The sequence below is a fragment of the Photorhabdus sp. HUG-39 genome (assembly GCF_963878365.1).
GTDB lineage: Bacteria > Pseudomonadota > Gammaproteobacteria > Enterobacterales > Enterobacteriaceae > Photorhabdus > Photorhabdus kayaii.
In genome coordinates this window covers 240,843-261,416 of sequence record NZ_CAWNWY010000001.1, presented here as the reverse complement: position 1 = coordinate 261,416, position 20,574 = coordinate 240,843, and the positions used below count along the sequence as shown (strand labels likewise).

The following is a 20,574-nucleotide window of genomic DNA, read 5'->3' as shown; positions in this document are numbered from 1 at the left end:
GAAAACTTTAGCTCAATTTGTTAAATAGTGTTAATAATTACTTCAATTTCATACCTGCTGCTGTCATCAGAAGACGAAATAGCGTGGAAACAGCAAAAAGAGCCATCACACTGCATAACCAGATCATTGCCATCCAGCCTATCCGTTTCCATACAGAAGGGCGTGGGGTGTTTTGATTAGTGGTAGCCTTGTTCATGGTTAACTTTCCCCCGAAAAACGTAGTAGCTCCAATAGGTGTAAACCAGGATCACTGGAATGATAAGTAGGGCGCCGACCAGCATAAAACCTAAACTTTGTTGCGGTGCTGCCGCAGTTTCGTAGCTAATGGTCGGTGGGATCAAGTTAGGCCAGATACTGATACCTAACCCACTGTAGCCAAGGAAAACTAACAATAGTGCTACCAGAAACGGTGTGTAATGAGCTTTACGTTTGATGGAATGCAGTAGTTTCCAGCCAGACCAGACCACTAACAGTGGCACGGGAAGGAAGAACAACAGGTTAGGTAAGCTGAACCAACGTTCAGTTATTGCCGGATGAATGAATGGTGTCCATAAACTGATAATGGCGATAACTGTCAGCATCAGAAAAGTGAGCGGACGGGCGACTCGGTACATCTCTTGTTGTAGGTGACCTTCGGTTTTCATAATTAGCCAGCCACAGCCTAACACTGCGTAAGCAATTATCAGGCCAAAACCACAAAATAGGGGGAAGGGTGAGAACCAATCAAAATAGCCGCCGGTGTAAGTTCGGTTTTCCACCGGGAACCCTTGAATAAAGGCGCCCACCACCACGCCCTGAGCAAACGTCGCCATCACAGAGCCGCCGATAAAAGCTTTGTCCCAGATATGACGATGCTCGGGCGCGCATTTGAAACGAAATTCAAAGGCGACACCACGGAAGATCAGACCAAATAACATTAATGTCAGGGGGATCGTTAATGCATCAAGGATAACGGCATAAGCCAAAGGAAAAGCACCGAATAAACCTGCGCCGCCAAGCACTAACCAGGTTTCGTTACCATCCCATACCGGCGCCACACTGTTCATCATTAAATCACGCTCCTTATCGCTTTTAACCGTGGGATAGAGCAGCCCAATCCCAAGATCAAAACCATCCATGACAATGTACATCATGATGCTGAATACAATGATAATGAACCAGATTAACGGCAGATCAATACCCATTTTTTAGCTCCTTTTTGGGACCTTTGCGGATAAGTTTCATCATATAGGCGTAACCCACACCGAATACCGAGCTGTAAACCGCGATAAAAAGCAACAAACTGATGCTCATATGTATTTCACCGTGTGCGGATACGGCATCTTTGGTGCGCAACAGGCCATAAACTACCCACGGTTGACGGCCTATTTCTGTGGTAAACCAGCCGGCAAGAATGGCGATCAGGCCGGAAGGTGCCATCAAGAATATAAAGCGCAGGAAGCTTTTTGACTGATAAAGTCGTCTCTTATAGCGCAGCCAAAGCCCCCAAAAGCCGGCAACTATCATCAACACACCGAGGCCGACCATCACTCTAAATGACCAGAAAACCATAAGCGCATTGGGTCTGTCTTCCGGTGGAAATTCCTTAAGCGCTGGAACCTGCTTATCTATACTGTGAGTTAAAATTAGACTGGCGAGATAAGGAATTTCGACGGCATAACGCGTCTCTTCCCGCTCCATATCCGGGATACCAAACAGGATCAGCGGCGTTGCTTCACCGGGAAGATTTTCCCAGTGGCCTTCCATTGCCGCGACTTTAGCGGGTTGATGTTTGAGGGTGTTGAGACCGTGAGCATCACCAATCAATGCCTGCAAAGGCGCAATAATCAAGATCATCCACATCGACATGGATAGCATTTTTTTCATTGCTGCCGAGTCATTGCCTTTTAATAAATGCCATGCCGCTGAAGCTGCAATAAAGAATGCTGAGGCGAGGAAGGCCGCAGTAGACATATGAGCCAGACGATAGGGAAAGGAGGGATTAAATATCACTGCCAGCCAGTCGACGGGGACGACCTGATTATTGACAATTTCGTGACCTTGCGGGGTTTGCATCCAGCTATTGGAAGCCAGTATCCAAAAAGTGGATATCAGAGTACCTAGCGCAACCATAAAGGTGGCGAAGAAATGTAATTTTTCACCTACACGATCCCAGCCAAATAACATAACGCCGAGAAAGCCCGCTTCAAGAAAGAATGCGGTCAGTACTTCGTAAGTCAGTAATGGACCCGTGATCGAACCGGCAAAATCAGAGAAAAAACTCCAGTTAGTGCCGAACTGGTAAGCCATAACCAGACCGGAAACCACGCCCATACCGAAGTTAACAGCAAAAATTTTCGACCAGAAATGATATAGCACTTTGTAATCAACATTACGCGTTTTCAGCCATAACCCTTCTAGTACGGCTAAAAAACTTGCCAGCCCGATGGTAATCGCCGGAAAGATAATGTGAAAGGAGACGGTAAACGCGAACTGAATTCTGGCCAGTTCCAGGGCACTTAAACCAAACATAGTGACCTCTTATTTTTAATTTAAATAAAGGCAGGAAATGTATGCGGACAAGTAAAGCATGAAAAAAATGACTATAATAGTGACAGTTTTTTGTATATTGACTATAACAGTTGCGGGGAGATCTGAATTGATGAAACGTTATGAACAATTTGCCAGGCAAATTCTCCAACATATTGAAGATGGTACCTGGCTGGTGGGAGATAGATTACCTTCACTGAGGGAATCAGTGAAATTATCGGGTTTGAGTTTGATGACTGTTGTTCAATCGTATCAATTATTAGAGAGTCAAGGATGGATCATTTCCCGCCCTCAATCGGGTTATTACGTCGCCAAACGTTTGCAGCCCTTTGCCGCAGCAAAAGGAGGAAAGCGATTACATTTAAGTGAAAGCGTAGAAATAAGCGCTTCTATTTTTGATGTATTACAGGCGTGCAAAGATCCTGCGATTATTCCGTTTGGTTCAGCATTTCCAGACCCATCCTTATTGATTCAACCTAAACTTTCCAAAGCGTTAGCGGCCGCTGCCAGGCGAATAGCACCGCATAGCGCTTTAGCCAATTTACCGCCGGGTAATGATAAGTTACGCCGTAATATATCGCGCCGTTATGCAATGCACGGTATTCATGTCTCTCCTGATGAAATTGTCATTACCGCTGGTGCGATGGAATCACTGAGTTTCAGTTTACAGTCGGTGACTGAGCTGGGGGATTGGGTCGTGATTGAATCACCGGCTTTTTACGGTGCTTTACAGGCTATTGAACGTTTACGTCTGAAAGCGGTGGCAATCAAAACTGATCCACAAAACGGTATTGATTTGGATGCGCTGGAGGAGGTCATTCAGAAATACCCAATAAAAGCCTGTTGGTTAATGACTCACTTTCAGAACCCGCTTGGGGGAACGATGTCTGCTGAAAGTAAATTACGGCTGGTGAATATCCTGAACAGTAATCAGGTGGTACTGATTGAAGATGATGTTTATGGTGAACTCTATTTCGATCAGCAACGGCCTGTACCGGCGAAAGGGTTAGACAGTGAAAACAACTTTATGCACTGTTCCTCGTTTTCTAAATGTCTGGCACCGGGATTCCGTGTGGGTTGGGTTGCAGCAGGAAGACATGCCAAGAAAATCCAACAGCTACAAATGATGAGTACCGTTTCTGCCAGCATGCCGACGCAATTGGCAATTGCGGATTATCTTGCTGAGGGGGGATATGACAACCACTTACGTCGCCTTCGTCGCACATTGGAGCAACGTCAGCAACTGATGTTACGAGCAATTGGTGACTATATGCCTGTTTCAGTCAAAGTGAATCGCCCTAAAGGTGGCTATTTTCTCTGGTTGGAATTTGAGCCATTGTTCAATGCACAGCGGCTTTATCAACTGGCATTGGCAGAAGGGATCAGTATTGCACCGGGCAGTATGTTTTGTACCAGTGAACAGTTTAACCATGCCTTTCGTCTGAATGCCTCTTTTGATTGGAATCAGGAAATGGAACGTGCGATGCAGACTTTAGGCAATATTTGCCATAGTTTATTGGCTGAATGTGGAAAGGCATAACGATGCGGGTTTCTGTCTATAGTTGTTTAGTGATTTATATAGATCAGAGCCAATACCCTCAGAGTGTTCAATTAAGAAAAATTGGGTACATCTTGTTGACACGCTCTTTTTAGTGCTTATCATGGATATACAGTAAGTATATCCCTATATGAGGAATATTTTATGGTTCAAACAACGGTATTTAAAAGCAATCGTTCTCAGGCAGTCCGGCTTCCTAAAGCTGTCGCTTTTCCGGAAGATGTGAAGTGGGTTGATGTTGTCGCTGTAGGCCATACTCGCATAATCACTCCGGCTGGTGAGTTTTGGGACAGTTGGTTTGATGGCCCTAGTGTTACGGCCGATTTTATGGCAGAACGCGAGCAGCCACCAGTACAAGAGCGAGAGGGATTCTGATGCTGAAATACATGCTTGATACCTGTATTTGCATCTATACTATCAAGAACCAGCCCCAGAGAGTGCGTGAAGCTTTTCTGCTCCATCACGATCAGTTGTGTATCAGCACGGTGACATTGATGGAGCTGATTAAAGGCGCAGAGAAATCGGGAAATCCAGAAAGTAATATGAAGATTATTGAGGGATTCGTTGCTAGGTTGGAGGTATTGGATTTCGACAGTAAGGCTGCTGTGCATGCCGGTCAGATTATCGCAGAGCTTGAACGGGGCGGTTTACGCATAGGGTCTTATGACAATCAAATAGCGGGGCATGCCAGAAGCCAAGGGCTGATTATCGTGACTAATAATGTGCGCGAATTTGAGCGGGTTCCTGGCCTTCGTGTTGAGAACTGGGTCAACGAAAAATAATTACTGTATTATCGATGGTTCAATGAAACTTATGGTGTCCACGACGTTTTTGCAGACACCATTTTGGGGTTATTTCACCACATTATTCTATACAAAGCGCTCTTACATTACTTCCTTGCTTTCTCCGAGTGGTCATACTATCAATCCAATCTTCTAATGATACCTTCTGTGCTTTCTCGAATGCTGGCCTTACATTTACCCATGATTCGTACCTCAGGTTATATTCTGCTTGTGGCAGGAAGTAATGAGATTTGAATTCGATAAGCCCTTTATCATCTTCGTAAGCGACGATTGAAAACTCAGACCAATATAAGAAGAATGACACGCCACCTCTTGGCGATGTAGCAAGAACACTTTGAACGAAATTGGATTGAGTTTGTCTCCTGCCTGCATAGGATAATGCAGCGATAGCCAGTTGTCTCAGTGGGGTTTTCATCTGCTCTCTCTCCTGACTAGATAATCCTAAGAAGTTTTCCAGGAAAGAGTTGATTAAAACATCGGCATTATGGCTTTTTTGAATAACATTTTGTACGCTGGTTGACAGTAAAGAAAGGAATGGAACGCCAGATAATTCTGAGGTAAATGAGAAGAAATTCTTTTTATTACCTTGGCCTTGAGGATCTAAAGGATTATAGCCTGAGACCGCACGGCACATATTAATAACAGTTTGTAAGCCTTCGGTAATGCTGAGTGGATTTCTAGATGATGTGGAAGAATTTTTTTCAAGCTGTGTATAATCCTCTGTAGCTGCGCCATTAGCCGGGCTCTGTACATCGGAATAATCTCCGGCATCAGGATAATCCATAGTAATATTGCCTGAACGCTCCCAATCTTTAAGGAATCTTGTTCCTCCTTTTTCAATATGTTCTATCCATTCTTGGGCTTTTTTGACTGCATAATCAGGATTATTTAAGATATTTTCCATGATTTTTATCCTTAATAGATTTATTAAGTTAGGTATTGAATGTTAGGGTACTGTTGAAAGTAGGGAACAATGTTGAACCCTATTTTTAACAGTGAGATAAATCGATAATCGTGTACTTAATATTACTGTTTTTTTAGCTTGGTAATTTTTATTTTAAATTTTGTTAATAAATGTTAAATGTATTTTTATGCGAACTAAGTATATCCATAAGTGAATATTTTTCACTATCAAATATTAAGGGTATGTAATTTAACTTACTGCCTATCCCAATAGGGCTATTTTATTTGCCCTTCTTTGCCATAAAGAGCGAACCTGGGCAGTGCTCAAAATCCTCACGTACTACGTGTACGCTCCGGTTTTTCCGCGCTGTCCGTGTTCTCTGTTCATTGATAAGAATGGCCTGCAACAATTACGCCTATTGGGATAGGCTCTTATTCCTCACGGATAAAAGGTTGTTTATGTGATATTTCCATATTAGCATTAAAATACGGTTTTTAAAATTTATCGATGTAAAATTCACATTTTAAGATAATTCATTTTTATATATTCTGATCGTATGTTATATTCTTTTATATTCTATTTTTATTGAATTTAATAATTTTATTAAATAACTATGATTAGAATAATCTTAGCACAGATTGGTAATAATATTGTTGATATAAATCAATTAATCTACTTACAGAGAGTTTTCAGTTTATGCTTTCATTTTGGTTGTCATACAATCAATTAAATATTCTATGGTTATCTTATCCTCTTTCTCGAATACAGATTTTACTATTTCCCACGTTTTCTGGCTGAGATTATATTCTGCCTGGCAAAGATTATAATGAGAGGTGAATTTAATAGTACCCTTGTTATCTACTTTCTTTATTATCAATATAGAAGAATAGAGTAAGAGTGACACCCCATTTGGGGTTTTAGTCAGAGCATATTGTACCAGGTTGGATTTTTTTTCCTTTTGATCGGCATATGATAAAGCGGTATGAATCAACTTTTTCAAATAAGTCTTAATGGTAATTTTATCCTGAGGAGATAACCCTTGAAAGGCTTCAACAAAAGAATCGATTAAGACATCTGTGTCATGACTTTGTTGGGTAATCGTATTGGTATCTGCCCATAGTAAAGAGAGAAAGGGAACCTTTTCTATTTCTTCTGTGAATGCGATGAATTTCTGCGCATTGCCATTACCTTCTGGTTCCTGCGGGTCGTAACCTGAGGCCACTCGACATAAGTTAATGATAGTTTGCAGCCCCTCAGTGACACTGACTGGGTATTTATTTGATGTGGCCGATTTTTTGGCGAATAGTGTGTATTTATTTGTCGCTGCTACACTGGCTGGGCTTTGTATATCAGAAAGATCCTCAATTTCTAGGAAATGAGTAAAAATATTATCTGAATGTGGCTGCGTTTTAGAATATCTTTCTCCTCTGTGTTTAACGTATTCTATCCACTCTTGGACAGTTTTAATTTTATGATCAGAATTTGTGAGTATATCTTTCATGTCTATTTTCCTTTATGGATTTATACCCGTCATCTTTCAAGTTGCCTCTTTGTTGGCTGCACTCGCTCACCCCGGTCACATAGTTTGCTATGCTCTCGGGGATTCACTCCCTTGCCGTCGCGATGCATCTTGAAATCCATAGGGTATATTAGATAATTAATTGATTTTCATTCTTTACTCAAAATGAGTTCCAGATTCAGAAACTATAATTTATTTCATATCAATAACATAGGGTTTATTTATGTGATAAGCATATGTTCCTGAAAACCGAGAATATCTTAATCAATAGATAAAAATATATATCTAATCTTTTAATAATAGTGTAAAAATGTAGTATGTAAAGTCCATTGCAATAAAATTTTTGCTTTAGGTTGTTTTTATTGAATAATCTTACATTATATTATCCGGCTGTTTATTTTTTATTTTCTAATAATGAATTTTATTATTAATTATTTATCGATTTATTTTGTTTCATATTTATTTTAAATTAATAATTACAAGTGAAAATTACGATCAATTATATTAACTTCTTGGTTAAAACATTTTATTGCATGGTTAATTTTATTTATTCTTGGAAAGTAAATGTTGTTATAAATATTTTCGAGATGAAATGGATGGAAAAGAGTCACTTTCATATATTGGGCAGAAATGATTTTAATATATGTCTGGTTTTAGGGAGTTTAATTTTTATTGCTATCAATTATAAAAATAGTTGGTAATTTAAGTTGTAAGAATGTTCCATTATTGTTTTTCTAAGTTAGACTATGATTGAAGTGAGTTATGGAGAATGATTTTCACGGTGGTTAAATTAAAATATACCCTATGGATTTCAAGATGGATCGCGACGGCAAGGGAGTGAATCCCCGAGAGCATAGCAAACTATGTGACCGGGGTGAGTGAGTGCAGCCAACAAAGAGGCAACTTGAAAGATGACGGGTATAATATTATTTTATTTTGGAGGGTGTATGAGTTCTAAAAATGATTTTAAAGCTTTTTCTATTGGTAATAATGCTAATATAGTGAGTCAAGAAGAATATGAACAAAGCCCAGATTTAAAGACTGGATTTCCACCAGATGATATTACTGTTCACTTGCTCAATAAGGTATTACGTCAGTCGTCAACAATAGCATCTGTTGTGGCTAATTTTATCGCAACATATTCCGGCAATGATGTTTTGGACGATGGGGATATAGTTAAACTTGCCGCCCAATTAAATGGCGCGTTAGAACAAAAAATTGCGACCGAAGTACCAAATGCTTCATTAACACAAAAAGGTGTTGTTCAGCTTACGGATAAAATCGGTAACAGTAATACCCTGGCGGTAACACAGAAGCTAGTTTCTGATGTAAATGATAATGCTAATAACCGATTGGCAAAAGATCAAAATGGTGCAGACATTCCTGATAAAAAAGCATTTGTGGAAAATCTCGGTTTAGAAGTGATTAGTACAAAGCCGGTTGTTGTTGGGAATAATACCGCTTCTACAATCGATAATTTTGATAATATTCCTCAGAATTCGACATATTTTGGCTATCCAGTAGGGTTAAATGGTCCAGGTGTATATGGTCCCGGAATGAGATTTTCAGGAGGGTATGGGGCCTTTAAGGGTTATGAGCTGATGATTCACTCCTCATATGTGCAGAAGAGCGAATTACACTATAGAACGCATAATGGTGACGGTAACATCAATAAATGGAATCCGTGGTATAAAGTCTGGTCAACAAGCAACGCCAAGCCGGATACTAATGGCAACCTTAAAGTCTCCAGTCCAGTAGTAGATATTCACCCAGACGGAACTTACCAGTTAACTTGCGAAGCGGAAGGGGTGACGGTCGAGCGAATAGAGACAGGGAAATATCGTATTAGTGGTTGCAGCGGTTTTGCTAAAGATGGGGCATGGGGAATTCACGGCGGTACTATCGTCCCGGCAGACAGCAACGGGTTAAACCTGATTTGGGTTTGTGAATCGGTAGATTCAGCCAGTGGCGATATAACCATCGAATGTTATCATCGTCAAAATAGAGATGCGCCGATATTTGCGCAAAATAGGCGTGTTAAGAGTATTAATAGTGACGGAGAAGTCGTTTATTACAATGATGGTGAATTATGCGACATTCCTGATGGACGAGTCATTAATGTTCGAGTGCAATTGCTGGAAAAATCACAAGAATAATATATAAAAATCCACGTAACCGCGTGGATTTTAAGGGCTTTAGCTAACTCCAGCATAACGCCTTTCCTCTAAGGCTCTTCTGTACCATCGATCTCCAAGGCGGCTTTATCAAATGTATAAAGCGGCGAAACCGATTTTTTGTTTTTTATGCCATACCGCTGAGACTTATTCACTATCAATGCATCCGCAAAGTCGGCCTGCTTAGTCTTGCCGCCGCATTTAATCGGTTTGGCATTGATGTAGTCATCCAACGCACACCAGAGCGCATGACCATCTTCGAAGACAACATTAGGCTCTTCAATGAGCCTGTGCAACACTTCTATCAGCGCCTCTTTAGGTAGCAAGTAACGCTTGCCTCTCAATGTCCAAATTATCTCGATTAAGACCACATCTGTGATCAAGATTTTTTGCTTGCCTTCAAAAAGTGCATTGGCCTTTTGAGACTGGTTCGCGTCATCTTGCAGAAGATATCTGAGAACAACATTTGTATCTACCGCAATCATTTGTGTATGGCACTCTCAAGTGATTCTTCTTCACTCACCTGGTGATCGACTAGGATACCCTTTAATATCCCCTTCGCGGCCCCTCTGCGCTTTGTGACAATTGAGATGACGCCTTTTCGGCTGACGAAACTCTCATACTCATCACCTGGCTGAATGCCGGCAATCGAACATTGCTCAAGCGGTAACGTTACCTGCCTTTTCTGGCTAACTATTGGCATACAAATACCTCTTTACTAAATATAAAAGGTAAAGATATTCACATCTTTACATATTGTCAATAGTAAATAACGTGAGTTTCGCTTAATAAAGGAACTAAGTGCCTGAGGCACGATCAAAGTTTTTGTTAAAGAAAACATTATCGTGGAGATCCTCAGGCATGGTTAATTTAGAAGAACTTTACTGCGGCGTCGATGATTTTTGCCAAAAATTTATGCCTCTTTGGCATCAACAGTTAATTGAAAGCGGATTACTCAAACGTTATCGGCAGGCTTCCCTTTCACTCAGTGAAGTGATGACGATCCTGATTTTATTTCATATGAGCTACTATCGGGATTTCAAAACGTTTTATCTTCAACATGTTAGAAAATATCTTCATCAAGATGTTCCAGAGCTGGTCAGTTATACGCGGATGTTAACGTTGAAAAGAAGGGCTCTCATTCCCTTATGTGCCTTTCATTCCACTCGCAAGGCTAAGACAGCCGGGATCGCTTTTATTGACTCAACCAAAATTGCGGTTTGTCACAACCTTCGCATTCCCCGGCATCGGGTATTTGAAGGTATGGCACAGCAAGTACAGGATGGTTTTATGGCTTTAAGCTTCGTTTGGTTATCAATGATTGTGGCGAACTGTTGGCCGTTAAGTTGATGTCAGGAAATACCGATGACCGCAGCCCTGTCAAAGCGTTAGTGAAAGGGATAACGGGGCATTTGTATGGTGACAAAGGCTATGTATCGCAAGCCCTGTGTAATGATTTGGAAGCAGAAGGACTCATCTTAATCACAAATAGCCGTCGCAATATGAAAGCAAAAGCATTATCACTCTGGGATAAGCTGATGTTAAGAAAGCGTTTTCTGATAGAAACGGTTGTTGACCAGCTAAAAAATATTTCTCAGATAGAGCATTCAAGGCACCGTAGCCAACTCGGTTTTTTGCTGGAAGTCGTATCAGGATTAATTGCTTATACCTTCCAACCTAAAAAAACCGAGTTTAAATCTACGCTCTTGTGACATGGCTATTCTTAAACAAAGCTGAGGTTATTTACTTAACCTTAAAATAAATCCCCTCGTTATTTCGGGTGAGAAGGCGATTATCAACCAGCGCACGCCTAAGCCGGGCATAGTCATCATCAAATAAAGAACAAAAATCTGAAATAAGATCTTCTGTATAAGAAACATCATCTCTTAATTGATTAGCAATGAGTAATAATGTGTTTGTATTATAAACTGAATTATGACATGATTTACTTTCAGATTGCCGATATTTATTTTTAAATACAGAATGATTCCAAAACTCAGTGTTATCTTTTAATACTCCATCTTCCATTAAAATAATTTCAGTGTCTAATAATTTTTTTATTGTTTTTTCTATGATTTTAATAGGAATATTACAATTATTTTTTACTTCATTAATTCTGTTATGTCCAGCCAAAATAAGCGCGTAAATCAATCTGCTTTCTTCTTCATTGAAAATATTAAAGAATTTATTTATTTTATTGTTAGATCTATTAATAATATCAGGAATAGCAAATTTTATTGGTGGTTCATTGAGTGTAAGCATTTCATCCTGAAATGATGATGTTCTTCTAGTACATTCATATGTATCTTTTTTTCTTAATAAACCAATTCCAGCTTGCCTGTATTTATGATTTTCTGGAATAGTAATTAATTCAAAATCATTTGATAAATTAGTTGAGATCTCCTCCCAAATGGGATTACGGACAGTTCTTACTTTTGTTAACGATGATTCCTTTATTGTTGTTGTCATAAGTGGTTCATGTAAGCAAATTATTCCACCATATGATAAATAAGGTACAATCTTTGATAAGAATCGAACATCATCAACTAAAGTTCCAGCATCGATCCATGCAAAATCAATCATTCCCCAATTAGAAATTTCTGAATCTTTTATCTGATGAAAATCTTTTTTTATAAATGAAACTAATTGAGAAAGTGAAGGTTCATTTTCTACATATTTCCAAACATCTTCGGCTGAAGAGCCCTCACCTGAACCATCATCAATGCTGATCAATTTTGGGTTATAAGAATCATCCACAGAGAAAGGAATAATTAAAGAATGCCTTTCATTCCATTCACTAAGCATGATTATCTCTTTATCATGATTGAATTCATCTATGGTTTCTTTCAAGGCTTGTAATAATGAAATAGTTGAATCTCCAGCACCAATTTCTATGACTGTATTTGGCCTGAGCATTTTTATCAAACCTTTTAAAATAAGGCTACAGTTTTCAGTTCCCATACCTATTCTAAACATATTTTTTCCTTTTAATAAACTAATCTAAAAATGCCGGATTTAACAAGAAAGTCAAATTCTTTATTAAAGTCTATGGATATTTTAACGGTGAAACCCTGTTTTATTATATCGAGGTAATATTCATTAATTTTTATCATCCTTCCGGTTAATGTATTTATTGCGAAAATATCATTATTATTTATATGTGTCGAGGTGAAAGGTTCGGATATAATACTTACTCTTTTTTCATTAAAAGGGTTTGTTTTTATATTTTTTAAGTGAATTAGTCCATTACGATGTAAATTTATTGCAATAAATTTCAATTTAATATTCTGATTGTGAATTATCAAATAAGAATTAAGGTCTTTAATTAAATTTAAAAACCCCTCTTTTTTTATATTTTCTATTTGAATATAACTGCCAATGTCATTATTTATAATGGTCAGCATGTTTTTTTTGTTTATATCAATAATACTTTGCGTGTTTTCAAAAAATAAGCAAGACTCATTTACTGTAGCGATAACGGTATTATCCGGTTTGATTGGATATAATTCTAGGCGGTTAAAATGAGTTGGAGTTACTTTACTTAAAGAGTAATCATTATCTATACGGATTTTTTTCTCTCTATTAAAAATATACTCAGCCACTTGCCAATTATATCCTCCTGTATTATCACAGAAGAATAATTTTTTATAATTTATCGTATCTGCTATCATAGCAATATCCTATTAAATTTAATGATTTTTTTTGTTAATTAAAAACCCAACACAACCAAAGAATACAGTTATTATGCCTGAGAATAACAAAGATTCTGTAATGTAAGAGAATTTTATATAATATGAAATAGTAAATCCTAATAAAACTGAAAATTGAATAAATAGAATATAAGCTGGCATATATTCTTCTCTTTTAGAGGCAGGAATAGTTGCCATCATAAATGAACTCATTAATGTATTCTGGATACCATTAGCTAATCCAATTAATAATCCAATGGCTAATAAATACCAAAAATTAGACGTCAAACTGATTAAAATTAATCCCAGGCCAATGATTGATGCAGCCAGAGAAGAACCAGATGCCCTTCCTAATTTTAGAAAATAGTCACTTAATAATATAGGACTAATAATTAACCCTACGCTCATTGAAGAAACTATATAACCATATTTTTCATTACCTAAATGGATTATATTATTAACATATATAACTAATAGTACATTTAATACTGATGTAAATATTATTGTAAAAAACAGTGGAAATAGAGCATTTCTAATATTACTGGTTTTAAATAATGCTAACGTATTTCTGAATCCATTTTTATGATTTTTAGTTTTATGCTCATTTGATATATTTTCTGAAAATACTTTCCCTGACACTAATAAATAACTCAGTATCAAAGCAGAAAATAAAGTAAATACTCCTATTATATGAAATGTTTTATTCTCAAATTTAGAAAAAATAATTCCGGCAGTTGCAGGGCCTATAACATAACCTAAATTTCGGATTGTTTGAATTATTTTATTAGCTCTTTCTAATTCTTTAAATTCCTTGAAATAACCAGGAAGCACTGTCAATATAGCTGCCCATAACATGCTTCCGAGAAACCCAAGAGAAAATGAGATAATAACCATAGCTAATATATTGCTTGAAAAGGAGGACATAAAAATAATAAACGTTTGTATATAGAATATATAAATAATTATATTTTTTATATTTATGTGCCTAAAAAATAAGTTGGCAAAATTACTGGAAACTATTCCTCCGAGTAGCAAAGCGATAAATAACATAGCGATCTCATTAGAATGAGACATGCCGTTGAGTTTTAAAGTTAAAGCTACTTGAGTAGCTTCATCTGAGAAGCTACCTAATGTAATTGATAATAGTAATAATATATGGAATATTAATTTTATCTTAATGATCTGCATTTATTACACAACCCCATTCATATAATTTTATAACCAGCAACTGATGGAATTCATTGAGTTTATTTAAGTTTATCCTTTTTCCTTCTAAGATATAATATAACAATTTAATTGTATCTTTATGATAATCTATCAAAATGCAGTGCCCATTTGAAGAAACTAGTATATTCAATTTGGAACTCATGATATACCATTGTAGTAAAGAGTTCCCATTAAAAAAAACAGTTCTTATTTTTTTATCAAATTGTACCGGAGGTCTTGGGACACAAAGTGAACTACTGGTATCTCGTATTAATTGAGTTGTTATTAAATATTTTTCTAATGTACCTTCTTCGAATATTTTTTTGCCTTTTGTATGATACTGATGTAACTCAGGAGAAACACACACATTTCCTTGATATTCATTGTGTTCATAAATAGAGGTATCAACTGTTTTATCTATTTGATTGTTTATGAATGATTTTATATTTTTTTTGTTTTCATCAAATTCCCAAAAAGCAATATTGATCACCAAAGAGACATTGTTTTTACTCTCAGCAACATGCAGATAATCATGTGGGAAATAGCATACTCTATCAGATGAATTATTGAGTATATAACTAGAAGATTTATATTGTTCATAATGAGGATATCGGATATACATTAATTGTTTATTTTCTGGCTCCCATGTATACATTGTTTTTCCATTTCTCAATGTAAATGCGAAATTATGGGCATAGTCTATATGTATTCCTGTATGAGTTGATGAGTATCTTCCTAAAAAACAATCAATATCAACTCTGCCTCTTGGTCTATAAAATAGTGAACTATATAATAAATCAGCAAAACTTTTAGCTTTATCCCAAATAACTGGAGTAGAGGCATGTAACCCAAAGTATGCAATACACCACTCTTGATTTATATATGAATTATCTAGTCGTTTGATATATTGATCAAAATTAATTTCATCTTTTTCAATCAAAAAATCTGAAACAGGCTTTTCAGTCAACTTTCCGTCTATAGCTGTTATAAATTCGGAAACACTATTTCTGGACTTCAACTCTTCTAGGGAAGTTTTATATTTTATTAATGAATCGAATATCTCATTTTCGGAAAATTTTATATTTGTTAAATTTAATTCCGCAGGTTTTTTATTCCAAATTTTTTGAGAAAAATCCAGACTAGAAATATCATTCATATGAAATAACCTTTAAAGTTTGGTTAACAAGGTAGTGAAATAATCACCACCTTGTTGTTTGTTAAATTTATATTATCTTAAAAAAGATCAAGATAATATAATTATTCCATAGGGATTTGTTGAGCGTACTTCACGTTTTTAGTTAATGGAGCAATATCCAAAAGTGATAGTTCTTCTATTGCGTTGTATTCTTCATGTACCTGCTGAGCATATTTAACGTTTTTAGTTAATGGAGTAATATCTGAAAGAGTAATTTCATCAATACGATTTTGGGATTTCATAGTGCACCTCATTTAAGTTATATTTATTTTTATTACATACGGCTTAAATGTAATAGGTAACTCATTTTAATAACGTCATTGACGTTAATTATATGTTAATTGATTGTTGTTTTTGTTTTATTGATCATTGTCACAAAATATAAGTTTATATGGAAATATTTATATTATATATAATATAATATAAAATGAAAAAAGAGGGTATTGAAATGATTACCCCGGTACGTGCCAATATGGATGATCCCATCCCCAGAGAAACGAGAAAGCGCATTAACGCCAAACGATGTTTAATTGAAACGGTCATTGGTCAACTCGCCGGGCAATTGACTATCGAGAAGTGCTGGGCGCGGGATCTGTGGCATGTGAGCAATCGAATTGCCAGGAAGGTGTTTTCTCACACATTAGGCATTTTTGCTAATTTTAAACAAGGTAAAAAAACAACGCGACTGGCTTCAACAAGCTAATGTTATAGGGCGTTAAAGTCGAGCATCGCGTTAATATAGGATATATACCCGTCATCTTTCAAGTTGCCTCTTTGTTGGCTGCACTTGCGCACCCCGGTCACATAGTTATCTATGCTCCCGGGGATTCACTCCCTTGCCGTCGCGATCCATCTTGAAATCCATTGGGTATATATAGTCGGGATCTGAATCCACGCAACTGCGTGGATTCTAAGAATTTTAATCAGTCTCAGAGACATCTTGCGATGTCATGAGACATGAAAAATAAATTAGACATTAAACAAGAAATTCATTACATCGCCATCTTTAACGATATAGTCTTTACCTTCTGAACGCATCTTACCGGCCTCTTTTGCCCCTTGCTCACCTTTGTAAGTGATGAAATCTTCAAAAGAGATGGTTTGTGCACGGATAAAACCTTTTTCAAAATCAGTATGGATCTTACCGGCTGCTTGTGGTGCGGTTGCGCCAACTGGGATGGTCCATGCTCGAACCTCTTTCACGCCGGCAGTGAAATAAGTTTGCAGATTCAGTAACTGATAACCAGCGCGGATAACGCGATTTAAACCGGGCTCTTCCAGCCCAAGTTCAGCCATAAACTCTTCGCGTTCATCATCTTCCAGCTCCGCGATATCCGCTTCTACCGCCGCACAAACCGGTACGACCACTGACCCCTCTTTTTCTGCGATCGCACGAACCGCATCCAGATGAGGGTTGTTTTCGAAACCCTCTTCGTTGACATTAGCGATGTACATAGTGGGTTTCAGCGTCAGGAAACTCAAATAGCGGATAGCCGCTTTCTCTTCGGTACTGAGATCCAACGCCCGCAACATACCCGCTTGTTCCAGATGAGGCAGACATTTTTCCAGTGCCGCTAATTCTGCTTTGGCATCTTTATCGCCACCTTTGGCTTTTTTCTGGACACGATGAATGGCTCGTTCGCAGGTGTCCAGATCGGAAAGAGCCAGTTCGGTATTAATGATCTCAATATCAGCAGCAGGATCAACTTGACCGGAAACGTGAATGATATTGTCATTGACAAAACAGCGCACAACATGGCCGATAGCTTCTGTTTCACGAATGTTAGTCAAAAACTGGTTGCCCAAGCCTTCACCTTTTGATGCACCTTTCACCAGACCAGCAATATCGACGAATTCCATTGTGGTTGGTAAGATTCGCTGAGGTTTCACAATTTCAGCCAGTTGTTCAAGCCGTGGATCTGGCATAGGGACGACACCAGTATTAGGTTCAATGGTGCAGAACGGGAAGTTTGCTGCTTCGATACCGGCTTTAGTCAGCGCATTGAATAAGGTTGATTTTCCGACGTTAGGCAGGCCAACGATACCGCATTTGAATCCCATGATTTTCACCTTAATTTACTTATAAATCAAAAGGCTGTATCAGCCTTTTCGATGAGTCAAAAAAATTGGCGCCATTATACACGGAATGACGGGTTATCACGATCTTACAGACAAGATTTATCGATTCCATGTCATCAAACGCTGGCTTTGAAGCTATGTAAACGGTTGATCGCTTTATCCATATCTTGTTTCATCAGGATATCAGTACAACGCCGTGCTTCATCAATCGCATCATCAATCAGCTTTTGTTCATTGGCTGGTGGTTTGCCTAGCACAAAACCGACAACTTTATTTTTATCGCCGGGATGGCCGATACCAATACGTAAGCGATAAAAGTTAGGGTTATTGCCAAATTTGTTCTGAATATCTTTCAAGCCATTATGACCGCCATGACTACCACCCAGCTTCATTTTTGCCACCCCTGGCGGTAAATCGAGTTCATCATGGGCCACCAGAATTTCATCCGGCTGAATACGGTAGAAGGAGGCGAGGGCAGCGACAGATTTACCACTGAGATTCATAAATGTCGTTGGCACTAACAGACGAATATCATGACCGCACATATTAATCCGGGCAGTGTAACCGAAAAATTTACTCTCTTCTTTTAGTGATTGATTGTGGCTCCGAGCGAGTAGATCAACATACCAGGCTCCGGCATTGTGTCTGGTTTGGGCATATTCAGCACCGGGATTAGCCAGACCGACGATTAGTTTTATGTTACTCACTATTTTTCTTCACTTTTGACAGTAAAACAAAAAGGAGGATAGTTTACCTGTCGGCGGCTACAAGTACAAAGTTCAGTTTGAAAGCCTGGAAATATTGTTACGAAAATTTTCGAGAGGAAATTGGAAGGAGAATAGTCATTTACAGAGATTAAGCACAAATAGTTTTGATATCTTTCTGGTTTGAAAATATTTAATTTTTTATTGTTGCCAGTGGTACAAAAATAGTTAACTACCTAAGTCATAAGAAAGTTTTATTATTGTTTTTTCGAGATAGACTATAATTTAAATAAATTATGCAGAACGATTTTTACGATAATTCAACATGTTGATTATGAAATGATGTTTTTTTATTTTAGGAGGATATATGAGTCAAAAAAATGATTTTAAAGCTTTTTCTATTAGTAATAATGCTAATGTGGTGAGCCAAGAAGGATATGAAGAAAGCCGGAGTTTAAAGACGGGGTTTCCACCAGAAAATATTACTACTCATTTACTCAACAAGGTATTACGTCAGTCGTCGACAATAACATCTGTTGTGGCTGATTTTATCGCAACATATTCCGGCAATGATATTCTGGATGATGGGGATGTAGCTAAACTTATTGTTCAATTAAATAGAGCGTTAGAACAAAAAATAGCAATAAAAGTACCAGATGCTTCATTAACACAAAAAGGTGTTACTCAGCTCACAGATAAAATAGGTAATAGCAATACCCTCGCGGTAACGCAGAAGCTTGTTTCTGATGTAAATGATAACGCTAATAACCGATTGGCAAAAAATCAAAATGGCGCAGATATTCCTGACAAAAACGCGTTTGTGAAAAACCTCGGCTTATCGGAAACAGTAGAATTGGCGAAAAATGCGGTATCGACCAATGGGGGGAATTATCCACAGTATTTTAGGTTTAAACAGGTTGAAACACTGCCCACTGAACGTAATGAGACGATGTTAGTTTCTTTACAGGGCGCCAAACCGACAAGTGAAATAGTCGGGTTTACGCTTTACAACTGGTATGACAATTATATTAAAACAGGTATTGTGCGTGGCAGTAGCGTTGATACCTACGGATATACAATAGATATTAATGGCAAACGGGTTTTTTCTGTTTCTCCTGCGGGGCGGATTGAAGCCGCGTCAGCGAATATAAGGGGGAACGCGGGAGTTTTTAACATAACCCATGATACGGGTAAACATGCATATTTTCAGTTTATTGAGGGAGCAAAAAGAACGGCCTATGTTGGATTTCCAAGTGACGGGTCGCCGAATTTTGATATTTGCAACGAAAAAAAATCTAGCAAATTAACAATTGGTGGAGAGTTGGCGGCATATATTAATAACAATCGGGTTTTCTCTGTTTCTCCGGCGGGTCGGATTGATGCTGGGTCGGCGAATTTAAAGGGGGCTGGGGGTGTTTTTAACGTAGCATACGATGCAGGCGGACATGCATATTTGCAGTTTTATGAAGGGGCAACAAGAACGGCCTACGTTGGATTTCCAGGTGACGGATCATCGGATTTTGATATTTGCAATGAAAAAAAATATGGCAGGCTGACAGTTGGCGATAAGTTAAAATATAACGGTAATCCTATTGCAGTTTTTAATGATAACTGTATCGCCGATACTAACGGCAATCTCAAAGTATCCAGCCCCGTAGTGAATATTCATCCAGACGGAACTTATGATCTCACTCGTGAAGCGGAAGGTATGATTGTTGAGCGGATAGAGACAGGGAAATATCGCATTAGCGGTTGCAACGGTTTCGCTAAAGATGGGGCATGGGGAATTCACGGTGGTACTATCGTCCCAGCAGATAGCAACGGGTTAAATCTGATTTGGGTTTGTGAATCAGTAGATCCATCTAATGGCAATATAACCATCGAATGTTATCATCGTCAAAATAAAGATGCGCCGATATTTGCTCAAAATAGGCGCGTCAAGAACGTTAATGGCAATGGAGAAGTCATTTATTATAATGATGGTGAACTATGCGATATCCCCGATGGACGAGTGATTAATGTTCGAGTCCAACTGCCGGAAAAATCATAATATACCCTATGGATTTCAAGTTGCATCGCGACGGCAAGGGAACGAATCCCCGGAAGCATAGATAACGATGTGACCGGGGTGAGCGAGTGCAGCCAACAAAGAGGCAGCTTAAAAGATGACGGGTATAAATACTTAATGCTGTATTAGGAAAGCATTTACGACGA

At 38.1% G+C, this 20,574-nt stretch carries 19 protein-coding genes and 2 pseudogenes; 7 read left to right on the top strand and 14 right to left on the bottom strand.

The window, feature by feature from the left end; translation table 11 throughout:
- Positions 1 to 37: 37 nt before the first annotated feature.
- The 3 genes from AAC155_RS01240 to AAC155_RS01230 are packed head-to-tail and all read right to left on the bottom strand — an operon-like array spanning position 38 to position 2,511.
- Entirely contained in the window at positions 38 to 196 is a 159-nt protein-coding gene (locus AAC155_RS01240) for a DUF2474 domain-containing protein (RefSeq protein WP_071824106.1), read from the bottom strand.
- A complete protein-coding gene (gene cydB, locus AAC155_RS01235) occupies positions 177 to 1,184 on the bottom strand; it encodes a cytochrome d ubiquinol oxidase subunit II (RefSeq protein WP_113040704.1) in 1,008 nt (335 codons plus the stop codon). Before cydB ends, AAC155_RS01240 begins: the two co-directional genes overlap by 20 nt.
- A complete protein-coding gene (locus tag AAC155_RS01230) occupies positions 1,174 to 2,511 on the bottom strand; it encodes a cytochrome ubiquinol oxidase subunit I (protein ID WP_113040703.1) in 1,338 nt (445 codons plus the stop codon). Before AAC155_RS01230 ends, cydB begins: the two co-directional genes overlap by 11 nt.
- A 130-nt stretch (positions 2,512 to 2,641) precedes the next feature.
- On the opposite strand from AAC155_RS01230, the gene AAC155_RS01225 reads away from it, so the two are divergent.
- From AAC155_RS01225 to vapC, 3 genes are all read left to right on the top strand, one after another.
- Positions 2,642 to 4,069, top strand: coding sequence for an aminotransferase-like domain-containing protein (locus AAC155_RS01225; RefSeq protein WP_113040702.1), 1,428 nt, complete (start codon positions 2,642 to 2,644; stop codon positions 4,067 to 4,069).
- Positions 4,070 to 4,231: 162 nt separating this feature from the next.
- Positions 4,232 to 4,462 carry a type II toxin-antitoxin system VapB family antitoxin gene (gene vapB, locus AAC155_RS01220; RefSeq protein ID WP_113040701.1) on the top strand — a complete coding sequence of 77 codons (231 nt, stop codon included), beginning with the start codon at positions 4,232 to 4,234 and terminating at the stop codon, positions 4,460 to 4,462.
- The gene (vapC, locus tag AAC155_RS01215) at positions 4,462 to 4,869 is read left to right on the top strand and encodes a type II toxin-antitoxin system tRNA(fMet)-specific endonuclease VapC (RefSeq protein ID WP_113040700.1); all 408 of its coding nucleotides are present in this window, start codon (positions 4,462 to 4,464) and stop codon (positions 4,867 to 4,869) included. Before vapB ends, vapC begins: the two co-directional genes overlap by 1 nt.
- Before the next feature lie 82 nt (positions 4,870 to 4,951).
- Here vapC and AAC155_RS01210 read toward each other — a convergent pair whose 3' ends face one another.
- The gene (locus tag AAC155_RS01210) at positions 4,952 to 5,794 is read right to left on the bottom strand and encodes a hypothetical protein (RefSeq protein WP_113040699.1); all 843 of its coding nucleotides are present in this window, start codon (positions 5,792 to 5,794) and stop codon (positions 4,952 to 4,954) included.
- Between the two features lie 694 nt (positions 5,795 to 6,488).
- Positions 6,489 to 7,295, bottom strand: a complete 807-nt coding sequence (locus AAC155_RS01205) for a hypothetical protein (RefSeq protein WP_113040698.1) — start codon at positions 7,293 to 7,295, stop codon at positions 6,489 to 6,491.
- A 965-nt stretch (positions 7,296 to 8,260) separates the two neighbouring features.
- On the opposite strand from AAC155_RS01205, the gene AAC155_RS01200 reads away from it, so the two are divergent.
- On the top strand, positions 8,261 to 9,469 hold the full coding sequence (locus AAC155_RS01200) for a phage tail protein (protein ID WP_113040697.1): 1,209 nt from the start codon (positions 8,261 to 8,263) through the stop codon (positions 9,467 to 9,469).
- A 68-nt stretch (positions 9,470 to 9,537) separates the two neighbouring features.
- Here AAC155_RS01200 and AAC155_RS01195 read toward each other — a convergent pair whose 3' ends face one another.
- Together AAC155_RS01195 and AAC155_RS01190 are read right to left on the bottom strand one after the other, a co-directional pair.
- Positions 9,538 to 9,972, bottom strand: a complete 435-nt coding sequence (locus tag AAC155_RS01195) for a PIN domain-containing protein (protein WP_113040696.1) — start codon at positions 9,970 to 9,972, stop codon at positions 9,538 to 9,540.
- Positions 9,969 to 10,190 (bottom strand): AbrB family transcriptional regulator, encoded by a 222-nt coding sequence (locus tag AAC155_RS01190; RefSeq protein WP_112895714.1) that lies wholly within the window; start codon positions 10,188 to 10,190, stop codon positions 9,969 to 9,971. The genes AAC155_RS01195 and AAC155_RS01190 overlap by 4 nt, the downstream gene beginning before the upstream one ends.
- A gap of 158 nt (positions 10,191 to 10,348) precedes the next feature.
- On the opposite strand from AAC155_RS01190, the pseudogene AAC155_RS01185 reads away from it, so the two are divergent.
- Positions 10,349 to 11,199, top strand: a pseudogene (locus tag AAC155_RS01185) (IS982 family transposase).
- 31 nt (positions 11,200 to 11,230) lie between these two features.
- On the opposite strand, the gene AAC155_RS01180 reads toward AAC155_RS01185, so the two are convergent.
- From AAC155_RS01180 to AAC155_RS01160, 5 genes are all read right to left on the bottom strand, one after another.
- A complete protein-coding gene (locus AAC155_RS01180; protein ID WP_113040695.1) occupies positions 11,231 to 12,463 on the bottom strand; it encodes a DUF2087 domain-containing protein in 1,233 nt (410 codons plus the stop codon).
- Positions 12,464 to 12,474: 11 nt separating this feature from the next.
- Positions 12,475 to 13,158 carry a hypothetical protein gene (locus AAC155_RS01175; protein WP_113040694.1) on the bottom strand — a complete coding sequence of 228 codons (684 nt, stop codon included), beginning with the start codon at positions 13,156 to 13,158 and terminating at the stop codon, positions 12,475 to 12,477.
- Between the two features lie 18 nt (positions 13,159 to 13,176).
- Entirely contained in the window at positions 13,177 to 14,364 is a 1,188-nt protein-coding gene (locus AAC155_RS01170; RefSeq protein ID WP_113040693.1) for an MFS transporter, read from the bottom strand.
- Positions 14,351 to 15,538 carry a hypothetical protein gene (locus AAC155_RS01165; protein WP_113040692.1) on the bottom strand — a complete coding sequence of 396 codons (1,188 nt, stop codon included), beginning with the start codon at positions 15,536 to 15,538 and terminating at the stop codon, positions 14,351 to 14,353. The genes AAC155_RS01170 and AAC155_RS01165 overlap by 14 nt, the downstream gene beginning before the upstream one ends.
- Positions 15,539 to 15,639: 101 nt before the next feature.
- Positions 15,640 to 15,819 (bottom strand): hypothetical protein, encoded by a 180-nt coding sequence (locus tag AAC155_RS01160; protein ID WP_113040691.1) that lies wholly within the window; start codon positions 15,817 to 15,819, stop codon positions 15,640 to 15,642.
- Positions 15,820 to 16,001: 182 nt separating this feature from the next.
- On the opposite strand from AAC155_RS01160, the pseudogene AAC155_RS01155 reads away from it, so the two are divergent.
- Positions 16,002 to 16,296 (top strand): annotated as a pseudogene (locus AAC155_RS01155) (transposase); the annotation flags it as partial.
- 250 nt (positions 16,297 to 16,546) lie between these two features.
- Here AAC155_RS01155 and ychF read toward each other — a convergent pair.
- Positions 16,547 to 17,638: a redox-regulated ATPase YchF gene (ychF, locus tag AAC155_RS01150; RefSeq protein ID WP_113040690.1), complete on the bottom strand. Its 1,092-nt coding sequence runs from the start codon at positions 17,636 to 17,638 to the stop codon at positions 16,547 to 16,549.
- Positions 17,639 to 17,772: 134 nt separating this feature from the next.
- The gene (pth, locus tag AAC155_RS01145) at positions 17,773 to 18,363 is read right to left on the bottom strand and encodes an aminoacyl-tRNA hydrolase (protein ID WP_113024373.1); all 591 of its coding nucleotides are present in this window, start codon (positions 18,361 to 18,363) and stop codon (positions 17,773 to 17,775) included.
- A gap of 364 nt (positions 18,364 to 18,727) precedes the next feature.
- Between pth and AAC155_RS01140 the strand changes: the two genes are divergently transcribed.
- Positions 18,728 to 20,410, top strand: coding sequence for a phage tail protein (locus AAC155_RS01140; protein ID WP_113040689.1), 1,683 nt, complete (start codon positions 18,728 to 18,730; stop codon positions 20,408 to 20,410).
- The last annotated feature ends 164 nt before the right edge of the window (positions 20,411 to 20,574 follow it).

Excerpts from the sequence above, each read along its gene's own strand:
- AAC155_RS01240 (WP_071824106.1), bottom strand. The coding sequence starts at position 196 with ATGAACAAGGCTACCACTAATCAAAACACCCCACGCCCTTCTGTATGG.
- cydB (WP_113040704.1), bottom strand. The coding sequence starts at position 1,184 with ATGGGTATTGATCTGCCGTTAATCTGGTTCATTATCATTGTATTCAGC.
- AAC155_RS01230 (WP_113040703.1), bottom strand. The coding sequence starts at position 2,511 with ATGTTTGGTTTAAGTGCCCTGGAACTGGCCAGAATTCAGTTCGCGTTT.
- AAC155_RS01225 (WP_113040702.1), top strand. The coding sequence starts at position 2,642 with ATGAAACGTTATGAACAATTTGCCAGGCAAATTCTCCAACATATTGAA.
- vapB (WP_113040701.1), top strand. The coding sequence starts at position 4,232 with ATGGTTCAAACAACGGTATTTAAAAGCAATCGTTCTCAGGCAGTCCGG.
- vapC (WP_113040700.1), top strand. The coding sequence starts at position 4,462 with ATGCTGAAATACATGCTTGATACCTGTATTTGCATCTATACTATCAAG.
- AAC155_RS01210 (WP_113040699.1), bottom strand. The coding sequence starts at position 5,794 with ATGGAAAATATCTTAAATAATCCTGATTATGCAGTCAAAAAAGCCCAA.
- AAC155_RS01205 (WP_113040698.1), bottom strand. The coding sequence starts at position 7,295 with ATGAAAGATATACTCACAAATTCTGATCATAAAATTAAAACTGTCCAA.
- AAC155_RS01200 (WP_113040697.1), top strand. The coding sequence starts at position 8,261 with ATGAGTTCTAAAAATGATTTTAAAGCTTTTTCTATTGGTAATAATGCT.
- AAC155_RS01195 (WP_113040696.1), bottom strand. The coding sequence starts at position 9,972 with ATGATTGCGGTAGATACAAATGTTGTTCTCAGATATCTTCTGCAAGAT.
- AAC155_RS01190 (WP_112895714.1), bottom strand. The coding sequence starts at position 10,190 with ATGCCAATAGTTAGCCAGAAAAGGCAGGTAACGTTACCGCTTGAGCAA.
- AAC155_RS01180 (WP_113040695.1), bottom strand. The coding sequence starts at position 12,463 with ATGTTTAGAATAGGTATGGGAACTGAAAACTGTAGCCTTATTTTAAAA.
- AAC155_RS01175 (WP_113040694.1), bottom strand. The coding sequence starts at position 13,158 with ATGATAGCAGATACGATAAATTATAAAAAATTATTCTTCTGTGATAAT.
- AAC155_RS01170 (WP_113040693.1), bottom strand. The coding sequence starts at position 14,364 with ATGCAGATCATTAAGATAAAATTAATATTCCATATATTATTACTATTA.
- AAC155_RS01165 (WP_113040692.1), bottom strand. The coding sequence starts at position 15,538 with ATGAATGATATTTCTAGTCTGGATTTTTCTCAAAAAATTTGGAATAAA.
- AAC155_RS01160 (WP_113040691.1), bottom strand. The coding sequence starts at position 15,819 with ATGAAATCCCAAAATCGTATTGATGAAATTACTCTTTCAGATATTACT.
- ychF (WP_113040690.1), bottom strand. The coding sequence starts at position 17,638 with ATGGGATTCAAATGCGGTATCGTTGGCCTGCCTAACGTCGGAAAATCA.
- AAC155_RS01140 (WP_113040689.1), top strand. The coding sequence starts at position 18,728 with ATGAGTCAAAAAAATGATTTTAAAGCTTTTTCTATTAGTAATAATGCT.